General features: G+C 71.7%; 15 protein-coding genes. 7 read left to right on the forward strand and 8 right to left on the reverse strand.

What is annotated here, in order from left to right; translation table 11 throughout:
* Nucleotides 1–14 precede the first annotated feature (14 nt).
* Complete coding sequence (locus RM479_RS05720; RefSeq protein WP_311510654.1) at nucleotides 15–1,313, reverse strand: MFS transporter; 1,299 nt, start codon at nucleotides 1,311–1,313, stop codon at nucleotides 15–17.
* Nucleotides 1,314–1,493: 180 nt separating this feature from the next.
* Here RM479_RS05720 and RM479_RS05725 point away from each other — a divergent pair, with 180 nt between their 5' ends.
* On the forward strand, nucleotides 1,494–2,504 hold the full coding sequence (locus tag RM479_RS05725; protein ID WP_311510655.1) for a LacI family DNA-binding transcriptional regulator: 1,011 nt from the start codon (nucleotides 1,494–1,496) through the stop codon (nucleotides 2,502–2,504).
* A 102-nt stretch (nucleotides 2,505–2,606) separates the two neighbouring features.
* Here the strand turns inward: RM479_RS05725 and RM479_RS05730 are convergent, their stop codons facing one another.
* Nucleotides 2,607–5,075, reverse strand: coding sequence for a glycoside hydrolase family 3 protein (locus tag RM479_RS05730; protein WP_311510656.1), 2,469 nt, complete (start codon nucleotides 5,073–5,075; stop codon nucleotides 2,607–2,609).
* Nucleotides 5,076–5,211: 136 nt separating this feature from the next.
* On the opposite strand from RM479_RS05730, the gene RM479_RS05735 reads away from it, so the two are divergent.
* The 3 genes from RM479_RS05735 (at nucleotide 5,212) to RM479_RS05745 (ending at nucleotide 7,956) form a co-directional block, all read left to right on the forward strand.
* A complete protein-coding gene (locus RM479_RS05735) occupies nucleotides 5,212–5,835 on the forward strand; it encodes a TetR/AcrR family transcriptional regulator (protein WP_311510657.1) in 624 nt (207 codons plus the stop codon).
* Nucleotides 5,836–5,849: 14 nt separating this feature from the next.
* Entirely contained in the window at nucleotides 5,850–7,106 is a 1,257-nt protein-coding gene (locus RM479_RS05740) for a DNA recombination protein RmuC (protein WP_311510658.1), read from the forward strand.
* 280 nt (nucleotides 7,107–7,386) lie between these two features.
* Complete coding sequence (locus RM479_RS05745) at nucleotides 7,387–7,956, forward strand: DUF6542 domain-containing protein (protein ID WP_311510659.1); 570 nt, start codon at nucleotides 7,387–7,389, stop codon at nucleotides 7,954–7,956.
* Nucleotides 7,957–8,164: 208 nt separating this feature from the next.
* On the opposite strand, the gene RM479_RS05750 is transcribed toward RM479_RS05745, so the two are convergent.
* The 4 genes from RM479_RS05750 to RM479_RS05765 form a co-directional block, all read right to left on the reverse strand.
* Nucleotides 8,165–8,449: an exodeoxyribonuclease VII small subunit gene (locus RM479_RS05750; RefSeq protein WP_311510660.1), complete on the reverse strand. Its 285-nt coding sequence runs from the start codon at nucleotides 8,447–8,449 to the stop codon at nucleotides 8,165–8,167.
* Nucleotides 8,450–8,451: 2 nt separating this feature from the next.
* Nucleotides 8,452–9,711: an exodeoxyribonuclease VII large subunit gene (gene xseA / locus RM479_RS05755; protein ID WP_311510661.1), complete on the reverse strand. Its 1,260-nt coding sequence runs from the start codon at nucleotides 9,709–9,711 to the stop codon at nucleotides 8,452–8,454.
* A gap of 68 nt (nucleotides 9,712–9,779) precedes the next feature.
* On the reverse strand, nucleotides 9,780–10,262 hold the full coding sequence (locus tag RM479_RS05760) for a DUF3060 domain-containing protein (RefSeq protein ID WP_311510662.1): 483 nt from the start codon (nucleotides 10,260–10,262) through the stop codon (nucleotides 9,780–9,782).
* Nucleotides 10,263–10,414: 152 nt separating this feature from the next.
* Nucleotides 10,415–11,035 carry a hypothetical protein gene (locus tag RM479_RS05765; RefSeq protein WP_311510663.1) on the reverse strand — a complete coding sequence of 207 codons (621 nt, stop codon included), beginning with the start codon at nucleotides 11,033–11,035 and terminating at the stop codon, nucleotides 10,415–10,417.
* Between the two features lie 316 nt (nucleotides 11,036–11,351).
* Between RM479_RS05765 and RM479_RS05770 the strand changes: the two genes are divergently transcribed.
* Nucleotides 11,352–12,323, forward strand: coding sequence for a 4-hydroxy-3-methylbut-2-enyl diphosphate reductase (locus RM479_RS05770; protein WP_311510664.1), 972 nt, complete (start codon nucleotides 11,352–11,354; stop codon nucleotides 12,321–12,323).
* Nucleotides 12,324–12,400: 77 nt separating this feature from the next.
* On the opposite strand, the gene RM479_RS05775 is transcribed toward RM479_RS05770, so the two are convergent.
* Together RM479_RS05775 and RM479_RS05780 are read right to left on the reverse strand one after the other, a co-directional pair.
* On the reverse strand, nucleotides 12,401–12,964 hold the full coding sequence (locus RM479_RS05775) for a DUF4245 domain-containing protein (protein WP_311510665.1): 564 nt from the start codon (nucleotides 12,962–12,964) through the stop codon (nucleotides 12,401–12,403).
* Between the two features lie 50 nt (nucleotides 12,965–13,014).
* Nucleotides 13,015–13,626, reverse strand: coding sequence for a TetR/AcrR family transcriptional regulator (locus tag RM479_RS05780; RefSeq protein WP_274809385.1), 612 nt, complete (start codon nucleotides 13,624–13,626; stop codon nucleotides 13,015–13,017).
* Nucleotides 13,627–13,779: 153 nt separating this feature from the next.
* Between RM479_RS05780 and glpX the strand changes: the two genes are divergently transcribed.
* Nucleotides 13,780–14,796, forward strand: coding sequence for a class II fructose-bisphosphatase (gene glpX / locus RM479_RS05785; RefSeq protein WP_311510666.1), 1,017 nt, complete (start codon nucleotides 13,780–13,782; stop codon nucleotides 14,794–14,796).
* 170 nt (nucleotides 14,797–14,966) lie between these two features.
* Complete coding sequence (locus RM479_RS05790) at nucleotides 14,967–16,670, forward strand: hypothetical protein (RefSeq protein WP_311510667.1); 1,704 nt, start codon at nucleotides 14,967–14,969, stop codon at nucleotides 16,668–16,670.
* Nucleotides 16,671–16,684 lie beyond the last annotated feature (14 nt).

The raw sequence follows: 16,684 nt of genomic DNA on the forward strand, positions 1-16,684 counted from the left end.
GGTGACGGGCGGGGTCAGCGGACACCGCGGACGAAGACGATGGCGAGCGCCCCGAGCAGGCCGACGGTGGAGCCGACCAGGAACAGGGAGCCGTAGCCGCCGAGGTGGAGGATGATCGCCGAGGCGACGAACGGGGCGATGACCTGCGGTCCCGCGGCGGCGATATTGAGCACGCCCATGTCGCGGGCGGCGTCGGCGTCGCTGGGCAGGACCAGGGTGGCCAGCGCCGTGTCGACGGCCATGAAGCAGCCGAAGGCGCTGCCGTTGACGAGGGCGAAGACGAGCATCCCCGTCCAGGTCGGCACGAAGAAGGGGATGAGCATCGCACCGGCCGAGACGACACCGCAGACCAGGGCGAAGAGACGGCGGCGGTCGAAGCGGTCCGAGAGCGGTCCCCCGATCGCCGTGGTGACGATGGTGGCCACGGCGGTGATGAGGCTGAGGATCGTCACGGCGGCGGCGGGGGCCAGGCCCTCGGGCAGCTCGATGAAGTAGTCGAGGATGTAGAGCTGGAACCCGAAGATGAGGAAGTAGCCGAGGAAGAGCAGAGCGCGGCCGACGAACACCAGCGCGAAGTCGCGGTGGGACAGGGCGGACAGGAAACGGCCCAGGGCGGCGAGGGGGCCGATCCGGTCGGCGGCGGCCCGTGGGGGGAGTTCGTCGCCGCGGGGGTCGTGGGTCGCGGTGGTGAGCAGCACGGCGACCGCCACGACGAGACCGCCGAGGAGGATGTGGCCGAGCGGGAGGGAGTCGGTGAACAGCGTGGCCACGCCGGTGCCGACCACACCGGCGAGGGCGATGGCGATGCCCATGGCCGCGGCGGCCGTGCCCCGACGCCCGTAGGGGACGCGGTCGGGGATGATCGCGGTGACGGCCGCCTGGTGGAGGTTCATGGCGCCCTGGGCCAGGCACCAGCCGACGACGACCATGAGCAGGGAGTCGGCGAAGCCGAGCACGAGGACCAACAGGAATCCGGCCAGCGCGCCCCCGAGGATCCACGGGTTGCGCCGGCCCCACCGGGAGCGGGTGCGGTCGGAGAGGGCGCCGCCGATGGGGTTGAACACCGTGCCGAAGACGGCGGCGATGCCCGAGACCAGGCCGAGGTTGGCGACCGCGGCCTCCTCGTCCCCGGGGGTGAGGCCCTGGACCTGGAGGGGCAGCAGGACCGCGCCGATGCCGAGGTAGAAGGCGTAGACGGCGAGGTTGCCGACACCGAGCATCGGGATCAGGCGCCGCATGCTCCGGCGGCCGGTCGCGGGCGTGGTCGCGGAAGGCGGTCCCTGGTCCGAGAGGGGGGATACGTGTTCGGACATGTCGCATCATCCTTGGCGTGAGCCGGAGTGAGAAACACCTGTTCAGGCGTTGGTTATGCGATTAAGCTAGGTTATACGTTTAACCATTGTCAACGGCCTCGTCATCAGAACTTCACACGAGCGCACATCCAGGCCGGGCTCCCCCCTCCCGGCCCCGAACAGGCAGGGCAAGATAGCCGCATGACTTCGATCCGCCCCCGGCCCGCGACCATCACCGACATCGCCCGACAGGCGGGCGTGTCCACCGCGACCGTGTCGTACGTGCTCAACGACGCTCCGGCCGGCGCACGCATCCCCGAGGAGACCCGGGCGCGGGTCCGCGCGATCGCCGACGAACTGGGGTACGTCCCGCACGCCAACGCCCGGTCGCTGCGCACCGGGAGCCGGGACCTCGTGCTGTACGTCCACTTCGACGTGGTGCACGGGCCCCTGGCGACGGGGTTCCTGTACGGGTTCACCCGCGCCCTGCGCGACCTGGGCTACACGCTCATGCAGTACGGGGCCGAACGCCACAGGGGGGTGAAGGCGGCGCGGTCCTGGGCCGCGCTGCGACCGGCCGCCGTCATCGCCGGCGACGACCGGCTCACCCCGGCCGGTGTGGCGCTGCTGCTCAAGGCGGGGATCCGGGTGTTCGGCATGGGGTCGGACCCGGCCGCCGCGAAGGGCACGGGGCTGTCGACCCTGATCATGGACCACCGGGCGATCGGCTTGGCGGCCGGCCGGGACCTGCTCGAACGCGGATACCGCGACCTGGCGGTGGTGGTGCCGGTCGACCCGCCGCTGCGCGTCATGGGCGAGGGTCGGTTGGAGGGGGTGCGCGAGGCGGCGGCCGAGGTCGGCGCGTCGGTGCGCGTCCACGAGATGGAGTACTCCCCCGGGTCCGCCGCCGGGATCGTCGCCGCGTGGGGGGAGGAAGGTCTGCCCGAGGGGGTGTTCGGCTACAACGACGAGTTCGCCGGGCTGCTGCTGGGCGCCCTGCTCGACGCGGGGGTGGACGTCCCGGGCCGGGTGGGGTTGATGGGCGCCGATGACGTGATGCTGTGCCGCATGCTGCGGCCCACACTGTCCAGCGTGCGCGTGGAGAGCGAGAGCCCGGAGGAGATCGCCCGCCGCGTCGTCGCGTCGATCACGGAGGGCACCGAGGTCCACCTCTCACCGTGGTCCCCGGTGCCCGTCCGCCGTCAGACCTGACCCCGCGCGGCCCGAGGGGAGGGGCACGGGGTCCCCTCGCCGGGGGCGGAGCGCGGGCGGCACGCCCGCGCTCCGACCGCTCCCCTCCCCTTGGGCGACGGGCTACCTCAGCTCGACGCGGGCGGTGAGGCGCGTGTCGGCGTAGGAGCGGCCCACCAGCAGGTCGTATCCTCCGGCGACGTACTCCCACTCGCCGGCGTCCTCGGCCCAGGTGCGGATGGCGTCGCGCGGAACGGCGACCTCGACCTCGACCGTCTCCCCCGCGCCGGCCGCCACGGGCGCGAACCCGGCCAGGACCTTGGCCGGGCGGTCGCCCGGCTCGTGCGGGGCCAGGTACACCTGCACGACCTCGCGACCGGCCCGCTCGCCGACGTTGGTCAGGCGCACGCGCACCCGGGCCGCGAGGGGTTCCTCCCCCGCCTCGGCGTTCTCGACCGGGGCGACCTCCAAGGTGTCGTAGCGCCATTCGGTGTACGACAACCCGTGACCGAACCAGTAGGCGGGGGCGGCACCGTCGCGCTCCCAGCCCCGGTAGCCGATGAACGCGCCCTCTCCGTACTCCAGCACCCCGTCCTCGGGCACCACGGCGGAGACCGGGGCGTCGGCCAGAGCGGCCGGCCACGTGGTGGGCAGCCGTCCGGACGGGTCGGCCTCACCGAGCAGCACGTCGGCGAGCGCGCCGCCGACCTCCTGGCCGCCGAACCAGGCGAGCAGGATCGCCGACACGTCCTCCCGCCAGGGCATCTCCACCGGCGCGCCGGCCGAGACCACGACGACGGTGCGATCGTTGACCTCGGCGACACGGGCGACGAGGTCGTCCTGGCGGCCCGGCAGGGCGAGGGAGTCCCGGTCGAAGCCCTCCGACTCGACCTCCTCTGTGGTCCCCACCACGACGATCGCGATGTCGGCGCCGCGGGCCGTCGCGACCGCCTCGGCCAGCAGATCGGCCTCGTCGGCCAGCGGGGCGCTGTGGGTGAGGGTGAACCCGATGAAGGCGAAGTCGCCCATCCCCAGGTCCTCGTGGGCCTTCGTGACGGTGATCCGGACCGGCCTCCCCGCGGTCAACGCGACCGGCACCGTGGTGGTGGGCGGGGCGAACATGGCGGCGGCCGGGTCGTCGCCCTCGGCGAGCAGTTCCCCGTCGAACACGGTGGCGCCGTCGACGGTGAGCACGTAGCGACCCGCGCCGGAGATGCCGATCAGGTGATCGCCGCTCTCCTTCGGGGTGAACTCTCCGCCGACCTCGACGCGGTCGAGGTCGGTGTTGGAGACCCCCGAGGGGAGTTCCCCGATCCAGCGGGCGGTGCCGTCGGGCAGGGATTCGGTGGTCAGGGCCCGCCCGTCGGCGGCCCGGAACACGGCGGTGAGCGGTGTCCGCACGGGGGGCGGGCTCGTGCGGGGGTCGGTGCCGACGGCGTGCACGAGTTCGACGTCGTCGGGCAGTGCGGCGCGCAGTCCTTCGAGCGGGGACACGATGCGTTCGGCGAAGACGCCGGCGCTGCCACCGCCACTGGTGCGGGCCTCCGCGGCGGGCAGTCCGATGAGCGCGACGCGGCGGACCCGGGCGGGGGCGAGGGGCAGGGAGGCGTTCTCGTTGCGCAGCAGGACGAAGGAGCGGGCGGCGAGTTCACGGGCGACGGCGCGACCGTCGAGGTCGGCGGGCCGGTCCGCCGGGGCCACGACGGGATCGGCACCGTCGAGCACGCCCACCCGGGCCGCCAGACGCAGCACCCGGCGGGCGAGACCGTTCACGACCTCCTTCGGGACACGGCCGTCGCGAACGGCGTCGACGAGGTGTCGGCCGTAGACGGTGTTGGGTCCGGGCATGGCCACGTCCAGGCCGGCGAGCGCGTCGGCGACGGTGTCGCGGGCGGCGGTCCAGTCCGAGACGATGAAGCCGTCGAAGCCCCATTCCTCGCGCAGCACCGCGTTGAGTTCGGCGTGCTCGGTCATGGTGGTGCCGTTGACCTTGTTGTAGGAGGCCATCACGCCCCAGGGCCGGGCCTTGGCGACGATGCGCTCGAACGGGGCCAGATAGATCTCGCGCAGGGTGCGCTCGTCGACGCGCACGTCGACGGTGAAGCGGTCGGTCTCGGAGTCGTTGGCGACGAAGTGCTTGACGGTGGTGGCCACGCCCCCTTCCTGAACGCCGAGGACGTAGGCGGCGCCGATCTCGGCGGTGAGGTGGGGATCCTCGGAGTAGGTCTCGAAGTGGCGTCCGCCCAGCGGGGAGCGGTGCATGTTGACGGCGGGGGCGAGCAGGACGTGCACGCCCTTGCGCCTGGCCTCCTGGGCGAGCAGGTGCCCGGCGGTGCGGACGAGGCCACGGTCCCAGGTGGCGGCGATGGCGGTGGGGCTCGGCAGTTGGATCGAGGGGTCGTCGGGGGTCCAGTGTTCACCCCGCACCCCGACGGGGCCGTCGGACATGACCAGGCGGCCGAGACCGATGGCGGGGTTCGCGGGGAGCGCCCACAGGGAATCGCCGGAGAGCAGGGACACCACGCCCTCCAGGTCGAGGGCGGCCAGGGCCTCTTCGACACGGCGTTCGCGGGCGTCGTCGGATGCGCGCATGGGAAACCTCCGGGGGTCGCGCACGGAATTTACCTACCGATCACTCGGGAAATGATGAACCTCAGGTTAAACGCTTAACCTGAGGTTGGGAAGCCCCACCCCGAGATCGACGGGGGCGGCTAGCCTGAGACCCGACATGAGCAACGAGAGAACCGTCCCCGCCACGGGCCCCCGGCGCGCCCGCGGGCGCCCGCCGGCCACGGCGCGACGCGAGCAGATCGTCGACGCCGCCCTGGAGGAGTTCGCCGAACACGGGTTCCACAACAGTTCCCTGGCCGCCGTCGCCGAGCGGGTCGGCCTCAGCCAGCAGGGGCTCCTGCACCACTTCCCCACCAAGGAGTCGCTGCTGATCTCCGTGCTGAGCCGGCGCGACGAGATCGACGACGCCGAGTTCGGCGAGCTGAGCGACCTGGACCGGCTGCGCGACGTGGTCGAGCGCAACACCGGACGACCGGGCGTGGTACGGCTCTACACCCTGCTGTCCGCCGAGGGCCTGGCCGAGGACCACCCCGCGGGCGACTACTTCACCGAACGCTTCGCGGCGCTGCGCGTCCGCCTCGCCGACGCCCTGCGCGCCGCCCACGGCGACCGGCTGGCCGGCGGGGCCACCCCCGAGCAGGCGGCGACCCTGCTCATCGCCGCGATGGACGGTCTCCAGCTCCAGTGGTCCTACGCCCCCGGGGCGGTGGACATGCCGGACTTGATGGGAGTGCTCACCGATGTCCTGCGTGGCGGGGAGACCGGGGACCGCGCGGACTGACACCATGGGGCGCCATGGATCTCCTCTCACTGGTGGCGATACTCCTCATCGGCATCGCCGTGGGCGTCGCGCTCGGGTGGCTCCTGGCCCGGGGACAGGGCGAACGGGCACGGGCCGAGGCCGCGGCGGCGCGGGAACGGGCCGAGTTCATGGAGGAGCGGCTCGCCGAACGGTTCCGGGCGTTGTCCGCCCAGGCCCTGGAGCAGACCAACCGGAACTTCCTGGATCTGGCCGAGGGACGGTTGCGAGCGGTCGGCGTCCAGGCCGGGCACGATATGGACGAGCGGCGCCGGGCCGTGGAACGCATGGTCGAGCCGCTGACCGAGATGCTCGACCGGGTCGAACGCCAGTTGCGCGAGGCCGACGCCGGCCGGGCCGCCGCCCACGCGGAGCTGGCCAAGCAGGTCGAGTACGTGCGCGAGGGGTCCGAGCGGCTGCGCGATCAGACCCGGGCCCTGGTGACGGCGCTGCGTCGGCCGGAGGCGCGCGGCAGGTGGGGCGAGGTGCAGTTGCGCCGGGTCGCGGAACTGGCGGGGATGAGCGCGCGCTGCGACTTCGAGGAGCAGGTGGCCGTCGACAACGGGGCCCGCCGACCCGACATGGTGGTGCGCCTGGCCGGCGGCAAGAACATCGTCGTGGACTCCAAGGTGCCGCTGTCGGCCTATCTGGACGCGGTGGAGACCGGCGACGAGGAGGGGATGCGGGAGCGGCTGCGGGCGCACTCCCGGCACCTGCGAACGCACGTGGACCAGCTGGCCGGCAAGGCGTACTGGTCGGGGTTGAGCCCCTCACCGGAGTTCGTGGTGCTCTTCATCCCGGGCGAGGCGTTCCTCGCGCCGGCGCTGGAGCACGATCCCGCCCTGCTGGAGTACGCGATGGGACGTCGGGTGCACATCGCGACGCCGACGACGCTGATCTCCCTGTTGCGCACCGCGCAGTACGCCTGGCAGCAGGAGGCGTTGAGCGCGAACGCGCGGGCGGTGTTCGACCTGGGCAAGCAGTTGCACTCGCGGCTGGCCACACTGGGCGGGCACGTGGAGGATCTGGGGCGGTCGCTCTCCAAGACGGTCTCGGCCTACAACCGGACGGTGGGCTCGTTGGAGAACCGGGTGCTGGTGACGGCGCGCAAATTCGAGGAGCTGGGTCTGGTGGACGAGGAGCTGGAGCGCCCCCCGGGGGTGGAGGGGTTGCCCCGGACGGTCACCTCCCCGGAACTCACCGAGGATGCGAGTATTCGGCTGACAAACAACGGACACAACGGAGCGACCTAAAAAGAAAGATGCGAGCCCGGGAACAGGGGAATGCTCTTCCCCGGCCGAAAAGGTCGACCCTCCGGCGCCCTCGTCGACTCTCGGGACGAATGCGGACACTTCCTCCGCGAACATCCGGAACCACGGTGGTCCATCCCGGTGTCCAACGGGAGGAAGGCGTGTTCGGCACGGAAGGGGCAAGTGGACGAAATGACGACACGTTCCCCGGAAAAGAGACCGAACACTCACGAGAAGTGACACACTAAACACTGTGAGTAACACACTTGGGAGGCGAACGGCCATGCCCACGCGGAAGACGGAAGGCCCGGAACCCGGGCGGGCACCGTACTTCGTGCGGCCCGACCGCCATGGCCGCACCGCGCAGAAGAACAGGAAGCCCGGTCCCGCACGGCCGACGGGGACCCTCTCGAAGAGCGGTCCGCGTCCCGCCGCACCCCGCGCCCGTCAGAACGGCCCGCGGCTCACCGGCCGGGGCGGTGTCCTGGTCATCGCCCTCTTCAGCGTCACCGGAACGGTGCTCGCGCACGTGGCCGAACTGCCCACGGCTCCCGGTGTCGCCTTCACGCTCGCCTGTCTGCTGACCGTGTCACTGGTCCGGACGGGCGACCTGCTGTCCCTGTCGGTCAGCCCGCCCATCGCGTTCTTCGCCGCGGTGGTCGCCGCCGAGAGCGTGCTCGCCCTGGGCAACGAGGGTTTCGCCCGGGTGCTCCTGCTCGCCCTGGCCTCACGTCTGGCACAGGTCGCCCCCTGGTTGTTCCTGGGCACCGCGCTGGTCCTGGTCATCGGGGTGTTCCGGGGGCTGCCCGGCAACGTCCGGGAACTGGGCGACCAGGTGAACGGCCGCAGGTGACCGGGACCGTCCCCCGACGGCCCCGGGCCGCGTCGCCCTCTCCCCACGGCCCGCGCGAGACCGGTCCCCGGGCCGGAAGAGACTGACGCCCCCGGCCCGTGTTCCGCGAGTACCCGCCCCACCGCCCGACCACCCCGGGACGGTCCTCGGCGGACGCCTACGGCGCAGCCGCCCTCCGCTCGCGGCGGACGGCCTCCCAGCGAAGACCCTAGAAGGGCGTGTCCCCGTTCCCCGGGGCGTCGCCCTTCTCGCGCTCGTCCATGGCGGCGGCCATGGTGGCGCGAGCCCCCTCCAGCCAACGCTCGCAGATACGGGCCAACTCCTCCCCCCGTTCCCACAGCGCCAGGGAGTCCTTGAGGCTCAGTCCGCCCGCCTCCAACCGGCGCACCACGGTGTTGAGCTCTTCGCGGCTCTCCTCGTAGCCGAGTTCCGGCTCGTCGGGCTTCTCGGTCTTCGTGGGCTTCTCGGCCTTCGCGGCACCCTTGTCTGCCATGTCTATCGTTCTCCTCCGGTGTTGTCGGGCTCGGCGCCCTCGGTGCCGGGGCCCTCGTCGACGGCGTCCACGGTGACGGTGAGTCCGTCCTCGGCGAAACGCACCCGCAGGGACTCCCCCACGTCGGGTTCGACCGCCGAGCGCACCACCGAACCGTCGGCGCGCTGCACGATCGCGTACCCCCGGGCCAGGGTGGTCGCCGGGGACAGCGCGTGCAGGCGGGCCCGGGTGTGGACCAGGTTCTCGGCGGCCCGGTCCAGGGAGACCGCGAGGTTGCGCCGAGAGCGTTCGCGCAGATCCAGGATCTGTTCGGTGAGGCGGTCGATCTCCCGGACCGGGTCGGCCAGGGCCGGGCGGGAGCGGATCGAGGCCAACCAGGCGTTCTCCCGTTCCACGGCGCCGCTCAGTACCCGACGGCCCCGGTCACGGAGCTGGCGGATGATCTCCAGCTGCTCCCCCACGTCGGGAACGGTCCGCTTGGCCGCGTCGGTGGGCGTGGAGGCGCGCACGTCGGCGACGTGGTCCAGCAGCGGGGCGTCCTGTTCGTGGCCGATGGCGCTGACCACCGGCGTGCGGGCGGCGGCGACGGCGCGGACCAGGGCCTCGTCGGAGAACGGCAGCAGATCCTCCAGGGAGCCGCCGCCGCGGGCGATGACGATGACGTCGACCTCCGGACGGGAGTCGAGGTCCTTGAGCGCCTCCATCACCTCGCGCACGGCGCGATCGCCCTGAACGGCGACCTGGCGCACCTCGAAGCGCACGGCGGGCCAACGGCGACGGCTGTTCTCCAGCACGTCGCGCTCGGCCGCCGAGTCGCGTCCACAGATGAGGCCGACCGTACCGGGCAGGAACGGCAGCGGCCGCTTGCGCTCGGGGGCGAACACGCCCTCCGCCTGAAGGGTGCGGCGCAGCTGCTCCAGACGGGCCAGCAGCTCACCCAGGCCGACGTGGCGGATCTCCAGGGCACGCAGCGAGAAGGTGCCGCGCACCTCGTAGAAGTCGGGCTTGGCGTGCACCACCACGCGCGCGCCCGCCTCCGGCGGAGGCTGTTGCGCGTCCAGGACCGAGGTCTGGCAGACCACCCGCACCGAGACGTTGGCGACCGGGTCGCGCAGGGTCAGATAGGCCATGCGACCGCGCCGGTTCAACTCGGCGATCTGACCTTCGACCCAGATTCGGCCCAGCCGGCCGATCCAGCCGCCCACGGCGTTGAGGACGACGCGGACCGGCTGTGGCGCCTCGGGGGAACTCTCCATGCCCATGACACCCGAGCCTAGGCCAGGGGTGTGACGGTCGGGCCGAAGCGCGGCGGAGGTTCACGGGACCGGGGTCACGGGGCGGCGTCACCGCCGGGGGAGACGGAGTTGCCACTGCCCAGGTCGGTCACGGTCGGCTCGCCGGAGGCGTGGTGGACGGTGTTGTCGGTCCCGACGATGTGGACGGACTCCACGGAGCCGATGTGCACGTCGAGGTCGCTGCCCGTGACGGTGACGGTGGTGCAGGAACCGTTGAGGACGACGCGGGTCCGCTCGGCGACGACGTTGACCGCGCGGCCCTCGCAGTCCTCGGTGACGTCGCCCTGGCCCGAGGCGATGGTGAGCACGTCGTCGCCTCCGAGGCCGATGTTCACACCGCCCTCCCCGTCGACGGAGACCTCGTTGTCCCCCTCGCCGACGGACACGCCGTCGGGGTCGACACCGACCTCCTGGCCGCCGGGAAGGCTGAAGGAGCAACCGGTGAGCCCGAAGACCGCGGCCGACAGGAGTGCGGCGGCCGAGACGGCCGGGGTGCGACGGACAGGGGTAGCGCTCATGGTGGTGGGGCCTTTCGGTGGGAGCGTCGATCTCTCGACGGGTGAGACGCCCCGACCGTCGACCGGGTTCCCCGGTACGCGGACGGGCGCCGCCGTGCTCGGCGACGCCCGTCCGGTCCGTGTCGCCGGTCCCCCTCGCGGATCGCGAACCCTCAGGCCTCGGTCTCCAGCTTGGCGATGCGGTTGTCGTACATCCTGATGAACTCGGCGCGACCCTGGTGGGCGACCTCGTAGGCGCGCAGGTCGCGGACCTGGGCGATGGTGAGCTTGCGCAGCCGGGCGCGGACCGAGGGCAGGGTCAGCGCGTCGTAGGTGGGAACGGCCAGGTCCTCGACGGCGGGGGCGTTCTCCTTGCGGACCTTCTCCAACACCTCGGTGTCGGCGACCTCGGTCTTGGCCTCGGCCGCCGCGATCTCCTCCGCGATGGTCTCGCCGGGCTCGGTGAGGTCGGCGGTGGCGGGGGTGACGGGTTCCTCGGCCGCGGGGGCCTCAGCGACGGGCACCTCGACGACGGGGGTCTCCGCCTTCTCTGCGGCCTTGTCCTCGACCGGCTCGGCCTTGTCCTCGACGGGCTCGGCGACCTTCTCCTGCGCGGCCGGCTCCTCGGTCTTCGGAGCCTCGGCGACCGGGGTCTCGACGGTCGCGGTGGCCTCCGTCGCAGCGGACTCGGCGGGGGCGGTCTTCTCCTCGGCGGGGGTGGGGACCGTTTCCTTGCGCCCGAAGAGGCCCTTGAACAGGGTCACGACTTTCGTGGCGATTGTCGGGTTCGACATGTGGCGGGGGCTCCTGATTGCTCTCGGCGTGGGCGGGTCACGCTCCGCGGTCCGAGCCGGGCCGAGTGAGGGCGAACCGCCTATAACACATGGTGATGGTGAACCAGGATAGAGGAGGGAGGAACACCATGAGCAGGAGATAAGTGAACGATTTCGCCACTTCGCAGCAGAACCGGAGGCCCGTCGTTGCGATACCGTCACCTTGGCCCCGGGTACGGGCCCCACGCCGCGGCGCGAAGCCTCCCGCCGACCTTCGGGACGTGTGCTCTCCCACTCCGGCACAGCGCACCTTCGGAGCCCACCTAGGATGTGACACATGACAGCGACGACCACCGACACCAAGCAACGCCGTGTGCTTCTCGCCAACCCCCGGGGTTACTGCGCCGGTGTGGACCGCGCGGTCATCACCGTCGAGAAGGCCCTGGAGCAGTACGGCGCCCCCGTCTACGTCCGCAAGCAGATCGTGCACAACACCCACGTGGTGCGAAGCCTGGAGGAGCGCGGCGCCGTCTTCGTCGAGGAGACCGAGGAGGTGCCCGAGGGCGCGATCGTCGTCTTCTCCGCCCACGGCGTCTCCCCGGCCGTGCACGAGGAGGCCTCCAAGCGCAGCCTCAAGACCATCGACGCCACCTGTCCCCTGGTGACCAAGGTCCACAAGGAGGCCAAGCGCTTCGCCTCCGAGGACCGGGACATCATTCTCATCGGCCACATCGGCCACGAGGAGGTCGAGGGCACCAGCGGTGAGGCCCCCGAGCACATCCAGATCGTGGAGAGCCCGGACGAGGTCCACAAGCTGGAGGTCCGCGACCCGGACAACGTGTCCTGGCTGTCGCAGACCACCCTGTCGGTGGACGAGACCAACGAGACCGTCGACGCCCTGCGCACCAAGTTCCCGAACCTGCTCGACCCGCCCAGCGACGACATCTGCTACGCCACCACCAACCGCCAGGTCGCCGTCAAGACGATGGCCCCCGAGTGCGAACTCGTCATCGTGGTGGGCTCGGACAACTCCTCCAACTCGGTGCGGCTGGTCGAGGTCGCCCTGGCCGCCGGCGCCGACGCCGCCCACCTGATCGACAACGCCTCGCTCATGGACGACGCGTGGCTGGAGGGCGTCACCACCGTGGGCGTCACCAGCGGCGCCTCCGTACCGGACATCCTGGTCCAGGAGCTGCTCCGGCGCCTGGCCGGGCACGGTTACGAGGACGTGGCCCTGGTGACCACCGCCGACGAGACGCTGACCTTCTCCCTGCCCAAGGAGCTGCGTCGCGACCTGCGCGCCGAGTAGTCGCGCGAGCGCGGAACACGGGAGGAGGGCCCCGGGCGACGAACGTCCGGGGCCCTCCTCCTGTGGCGCGTTCCGGGTCAGTCCTCCTCGGTGGGCTCGGGCGACGACACGTCGGAGTCGTCGTCCGTCACCAGGCCGCCGGCGAACCCCGCCAGTTCGTCGAGGTCGGCCGGGCCGGCCACGACCAGCGTGTACCCGTCCTCGCGCAGGACCAGGGCCGACCACTCCTCGGACTCGCGGTGCTCCCACTCACGGCCGCCGACCGAGACCGTGCCGGTCTCCTCGGCGCCCCTGGCCCGGGCGGAGACGACCGCGTCCGGGTCGCCGTCGCTCTGGGTGAACATCACATGGCTGTCCTCGGCGGTCGCGAAACCGACGCTCCACTCGACCGGGCCGGTGGTGTCCAGGGTCGAACTGGTGGGCGTCCACCCCCGCTCGACGAGGTCCGCGGCGGGCAGCGTCACCGGGTAGTCGGCGGCCTCACGCACCACGTCGGCCTCGGGCCGGTAGTCCACGGAGGGGATGTTCTCGCCCGAGCGCGTGGAGACCACGAACGCCAACGCCAGGACGATGACGATGATGACGCCGAGGGAGATGGCGTAGTTCTTGAAGGTCGCGCTGGACCGGCTGTGCTCACTCATGACGCCTCCAGCTTGCCGCAGGTCGTGGAGCACACCGACCCGGGGTGCGGTTACCCGTCCCGGCGCCCGCGCGGCTGGAGCTGGTCGAGCAGCCGGGTGATGTCGTCGGCCAGTCGGCGGGCGTCGGCGTCGTCGCGGTTGACCACCTCGGCGACGGCCAGCAGCATCGCGCCGGCCACCACGATCAGCAGGGCCTCGTCCACCGGTTCGTCGGCCTTGCGGTACAGGGCGACGTTGCGGTCGGTCCACTTGGTGAGCCGGGCCCGCAACTGGTACTCGAAGCCGGGTGGGCCGTCACCGCTGAAGAACAGCCGTGTGGTCTCCCTCTCCTCGATGCAGCCGAGCAGATAGGCGCGGGCCGCGAGGTTCATCAGCCGGGTGGGATCGCTCTCACCCCGGGCCCGGGCGTCCATCACCGCCTGGTGGGTGCGCTCCTGCTGGCGCTGCTGGAACTCCTCGTACAGGGCGAGGTAGAGGTCGGCCTTGCCGGTGAAGTGGTGGTAGAGGCTGCCCACGCTGGCGCCGGCCACCGCGACGACCTCGCTGACCCCGGCCTTGGCGAACCCCACGGTGCGGAAGACCTGGGCGGCGGCTTTGAGCAGGGCGCTGCGCGTCGCCGCCCCTCGTGGGGAGACCCGTGTCGGCCTGTCCGTCTTTTCCACTGTCACGCCCTCACTCCCGTCCCGATCACGCCAGGGTAGACCTTACGCGTCCGACCGGACACGGGAGCGTACCCATGGAGAGGGCGGATCACGTCGGGTGACTACCCTAAGACGTGAATCCCACCCTGTTCCCCTGACGGAAGGTGTCGCTCCATGTCACAGCCCGGCGGTCCCACCGCGCCCGACCGCAACCTCGCCCTCGAACTGGTCCGCGTGACCGAGACCGCCGCGCTGGCGGCGGCCCGTTGGGTCGGCAAGGGCGACAAGAACGGCGCTGACGGTGCGGCCGTGCGCGGGATGCGTCACATGATCAGCACGGTGTCGATGAACGGCACCGTGGTCATCGGCGAGGGCGAGAAGGACAACGCCCCGATGCTCTACAACGGTGAGAGCGTCGGCGACGGCGGCGGCCAGGAATGGGACGTGGCCGTCGACCCGATCGACGGCACCACCCTGACCGCGATGGGCATGCCCAACGCGATCGCCGTCATCGCGCTGAGCCCGCGCGGGTCCATGTTCGACCCGTCCGCCGTGTTCTACATGGAGAAGCTGGCCGCCGGCCCCGAGGCGGCCGACGTGGTGGACATCGCCGCTCCCGTCGCCGACAACATTCGGGCGGTGGCCCGGGCCAAGGGGAAGTCGCCGCAGGATGTGACGGTCGTCATCCTCAACCGGCCGCGGCACGAACGGATCGTCAAGGAGGTGCGCGACGCCGGCGCCCGCATCAAGTTCATCAGCGACGGTGACGTGGCGGGCGCGATCATGGCGGCCCGCGCCGGCACCGGCGTCGACCTGCTGCTGGGCATCGGCGGCACCCCCGAGGGCATCATCACCGCGTGCGCGATGAAGTGCCTGGGCGGTGTCATCCAGGGACGGTTGTGGCCCAAGGACGACGCCGAGCGCGCCAGGGCCGTCGAGGCCGGGCACGACCTGGGCCGGGTGCTGCACACCGACGACCTGGTCTCCTCCGACGACGTGTTCTTCGCGGCGACCGGCATCACCGACGGCGAACTGGTCGGCGGCGTGCGCTACGAGTCCTCTCGGGTCACCACCGACTCGCTGGTGATGCGGGGCCGCAGCGGCACCGTCCGCCAGGTGCTCAGCGAGCACCGGTTGGGCAAGCTGGCGGCCTACAGCGGCGTGGACCTGACCTCCGCCCCGCAGCTCTGACCCTCCGTTCCCTCACACGGGTGGTCGGCCGCGGGCCCCGGAACCCCGCGTCGACCGCCCGCTCCCCTGTCTTCACGTCCGCGCGAGAGAACCACATCCGGGTGAACCGGCATCAGAGATGTCGTCGGTAGCGCGGACACCGCGCCTGTGAGAATTCCGTCGGAGGTCCGATGTCCTACCCTGATCCCCACCAGCAGCCCCAGTGGCAGCCGCACCAGCCAGGGCTGCCCGGTCAGGGGCACCCTCCGGCGCCGGGCGTCGTTCCCCCCGGCGCCGTTCCCCCCGGCGGAATGCCCGGACAGCACTACGCCGGTCCCGGATACCCCGGTGGCCCGGGAGGCCCCGGCTATCCTGGCGGCCCGGGAGGCCCCGGCTATCCTGGCGGCCCGGTACCGCCCGGCGGCGGTGGCGCCCGGCGCAACCGCTGGCTCATCCCGGCGGCTGCGGGCACCGCGGTCGTGCTGATGGCCGGCACCGTGTGGGCCACCGTGTCCCTGGTGAGCTTCGGCGGCCCCCAGCCGGAGGAGGTGCTCCCCGGCAGTTCCCTGGCGTTCGGCAAGGTCGACCTGGCCATCGACGGATCCCAGGCGATCGAGCTGCTGGAGTTCGTCGAGCGGCTCCCGGCCGAGGTCACCGAGCAGACGGACACCCCCGACGGGGACATGACCGGGCTCTTCGCCGAGGTGTTCGTCGACGCGTTCCCCGAGAGCTCCCCGAGCCAGGACCGGGTCGAGGAGTGGATCGGCCAGCGCGTGGGCTTCTCGGTGTGGCCCGTCTCCGGTGACGCGGAGGTGGAGGAGGGAGCCGGCGTCGCGGTGGCCGTCGCGCTGGCCGTCGAGGACCCGCGCAAGGCCGAGGAGGACTTCGCGGGGATCGCCGCGGAGGAGGAGGACCTGGCCTACTCGGTGGACGGCGACTACCTCGTTTTCACCCACTCCGACGCCGCCCTGTCCGATCTGGAGCGGCAGATCGACGAGCACGGCTCGCTGGCCGACAACGACGTCTTCTCCGAGGACGTCTCCGGGGTCGCCTCCGGCAGTCTGGCCGTGGCCTGGGCCGACCTGGGCGCGGCCATGGAGATCGAGGCGTTCGCCCGGGAGTTCGAGTCGGAGCTCTCGACGGAGACGGCCGACTTCTCCGGTCGGGCGACCGCGTCGGTGCGGGTCGACGGCGAGTACCTGGAGGCGCGGATGGACGCCTTCGCCTTCGAGGTCAACGAGGCCGACCTGTCCTGGCTGTCGGAGGCGCCGGGCGAGAGCGTGAACGCCCTGGGCGACCTGCCGGACAACACGGTGATCGCGGTCGGCGCCAGCGGACTGGACCAGGCGCTGATCGAGGCCTACGACAGCGAGGAGATCCCGTTCTTCAGCAGCTCCGGCGAGCAGCAGGAGTTCGAGCGGGGCATGAACGGCATGGGCATCTCCATGCCGGAGGGCTTCAGCGATCTGCTGGGTTCGTCGACGTCGTTCGGCATCACCCAGATCAGCCTGGACGACTTCTTCGGCGGCTACGGGAGCGAGCAGATCTCGTTCCAGTACCGCGCCGTCGGCGGTGACGAGACGGCCATCACCGAGTTCCTCGCGAACGACGACCCGTACTCCACCCCGCCGGGGGTGTCCGGCGAGGGCGACACCGTGGTCGTGTCGCAGGGCAGCAGCGGCACCGGCCGCCTGGCCGACGACCCGGTCTTCCAGCAGACCATGCAGGAGATGGACAGCGCGGTGATGGCCGGGTACTTCGACATGCGCCAGGTGCTGACCACGAACGACGTGGAGAACCCCGACGAGTGGGGCGCGCTCGGCATGGCGCTGAGCGTCACCGAGGAGGGTGCGCGCAGCACCGTCGAGCTGCGCTGGGCGCCCAGCGCGGGCTGACGTCCGACACGGCG

It is taken from the genome of Nocardiopsis lambiniae, from assembly GCF_031845465.1.
GTDB lineage: Bacteria > Actinomycetota > Actinomycetes > Streptosporangiales > Streptosporangiaceae > Nocardiopsis > Nocardiopsis lambiniae.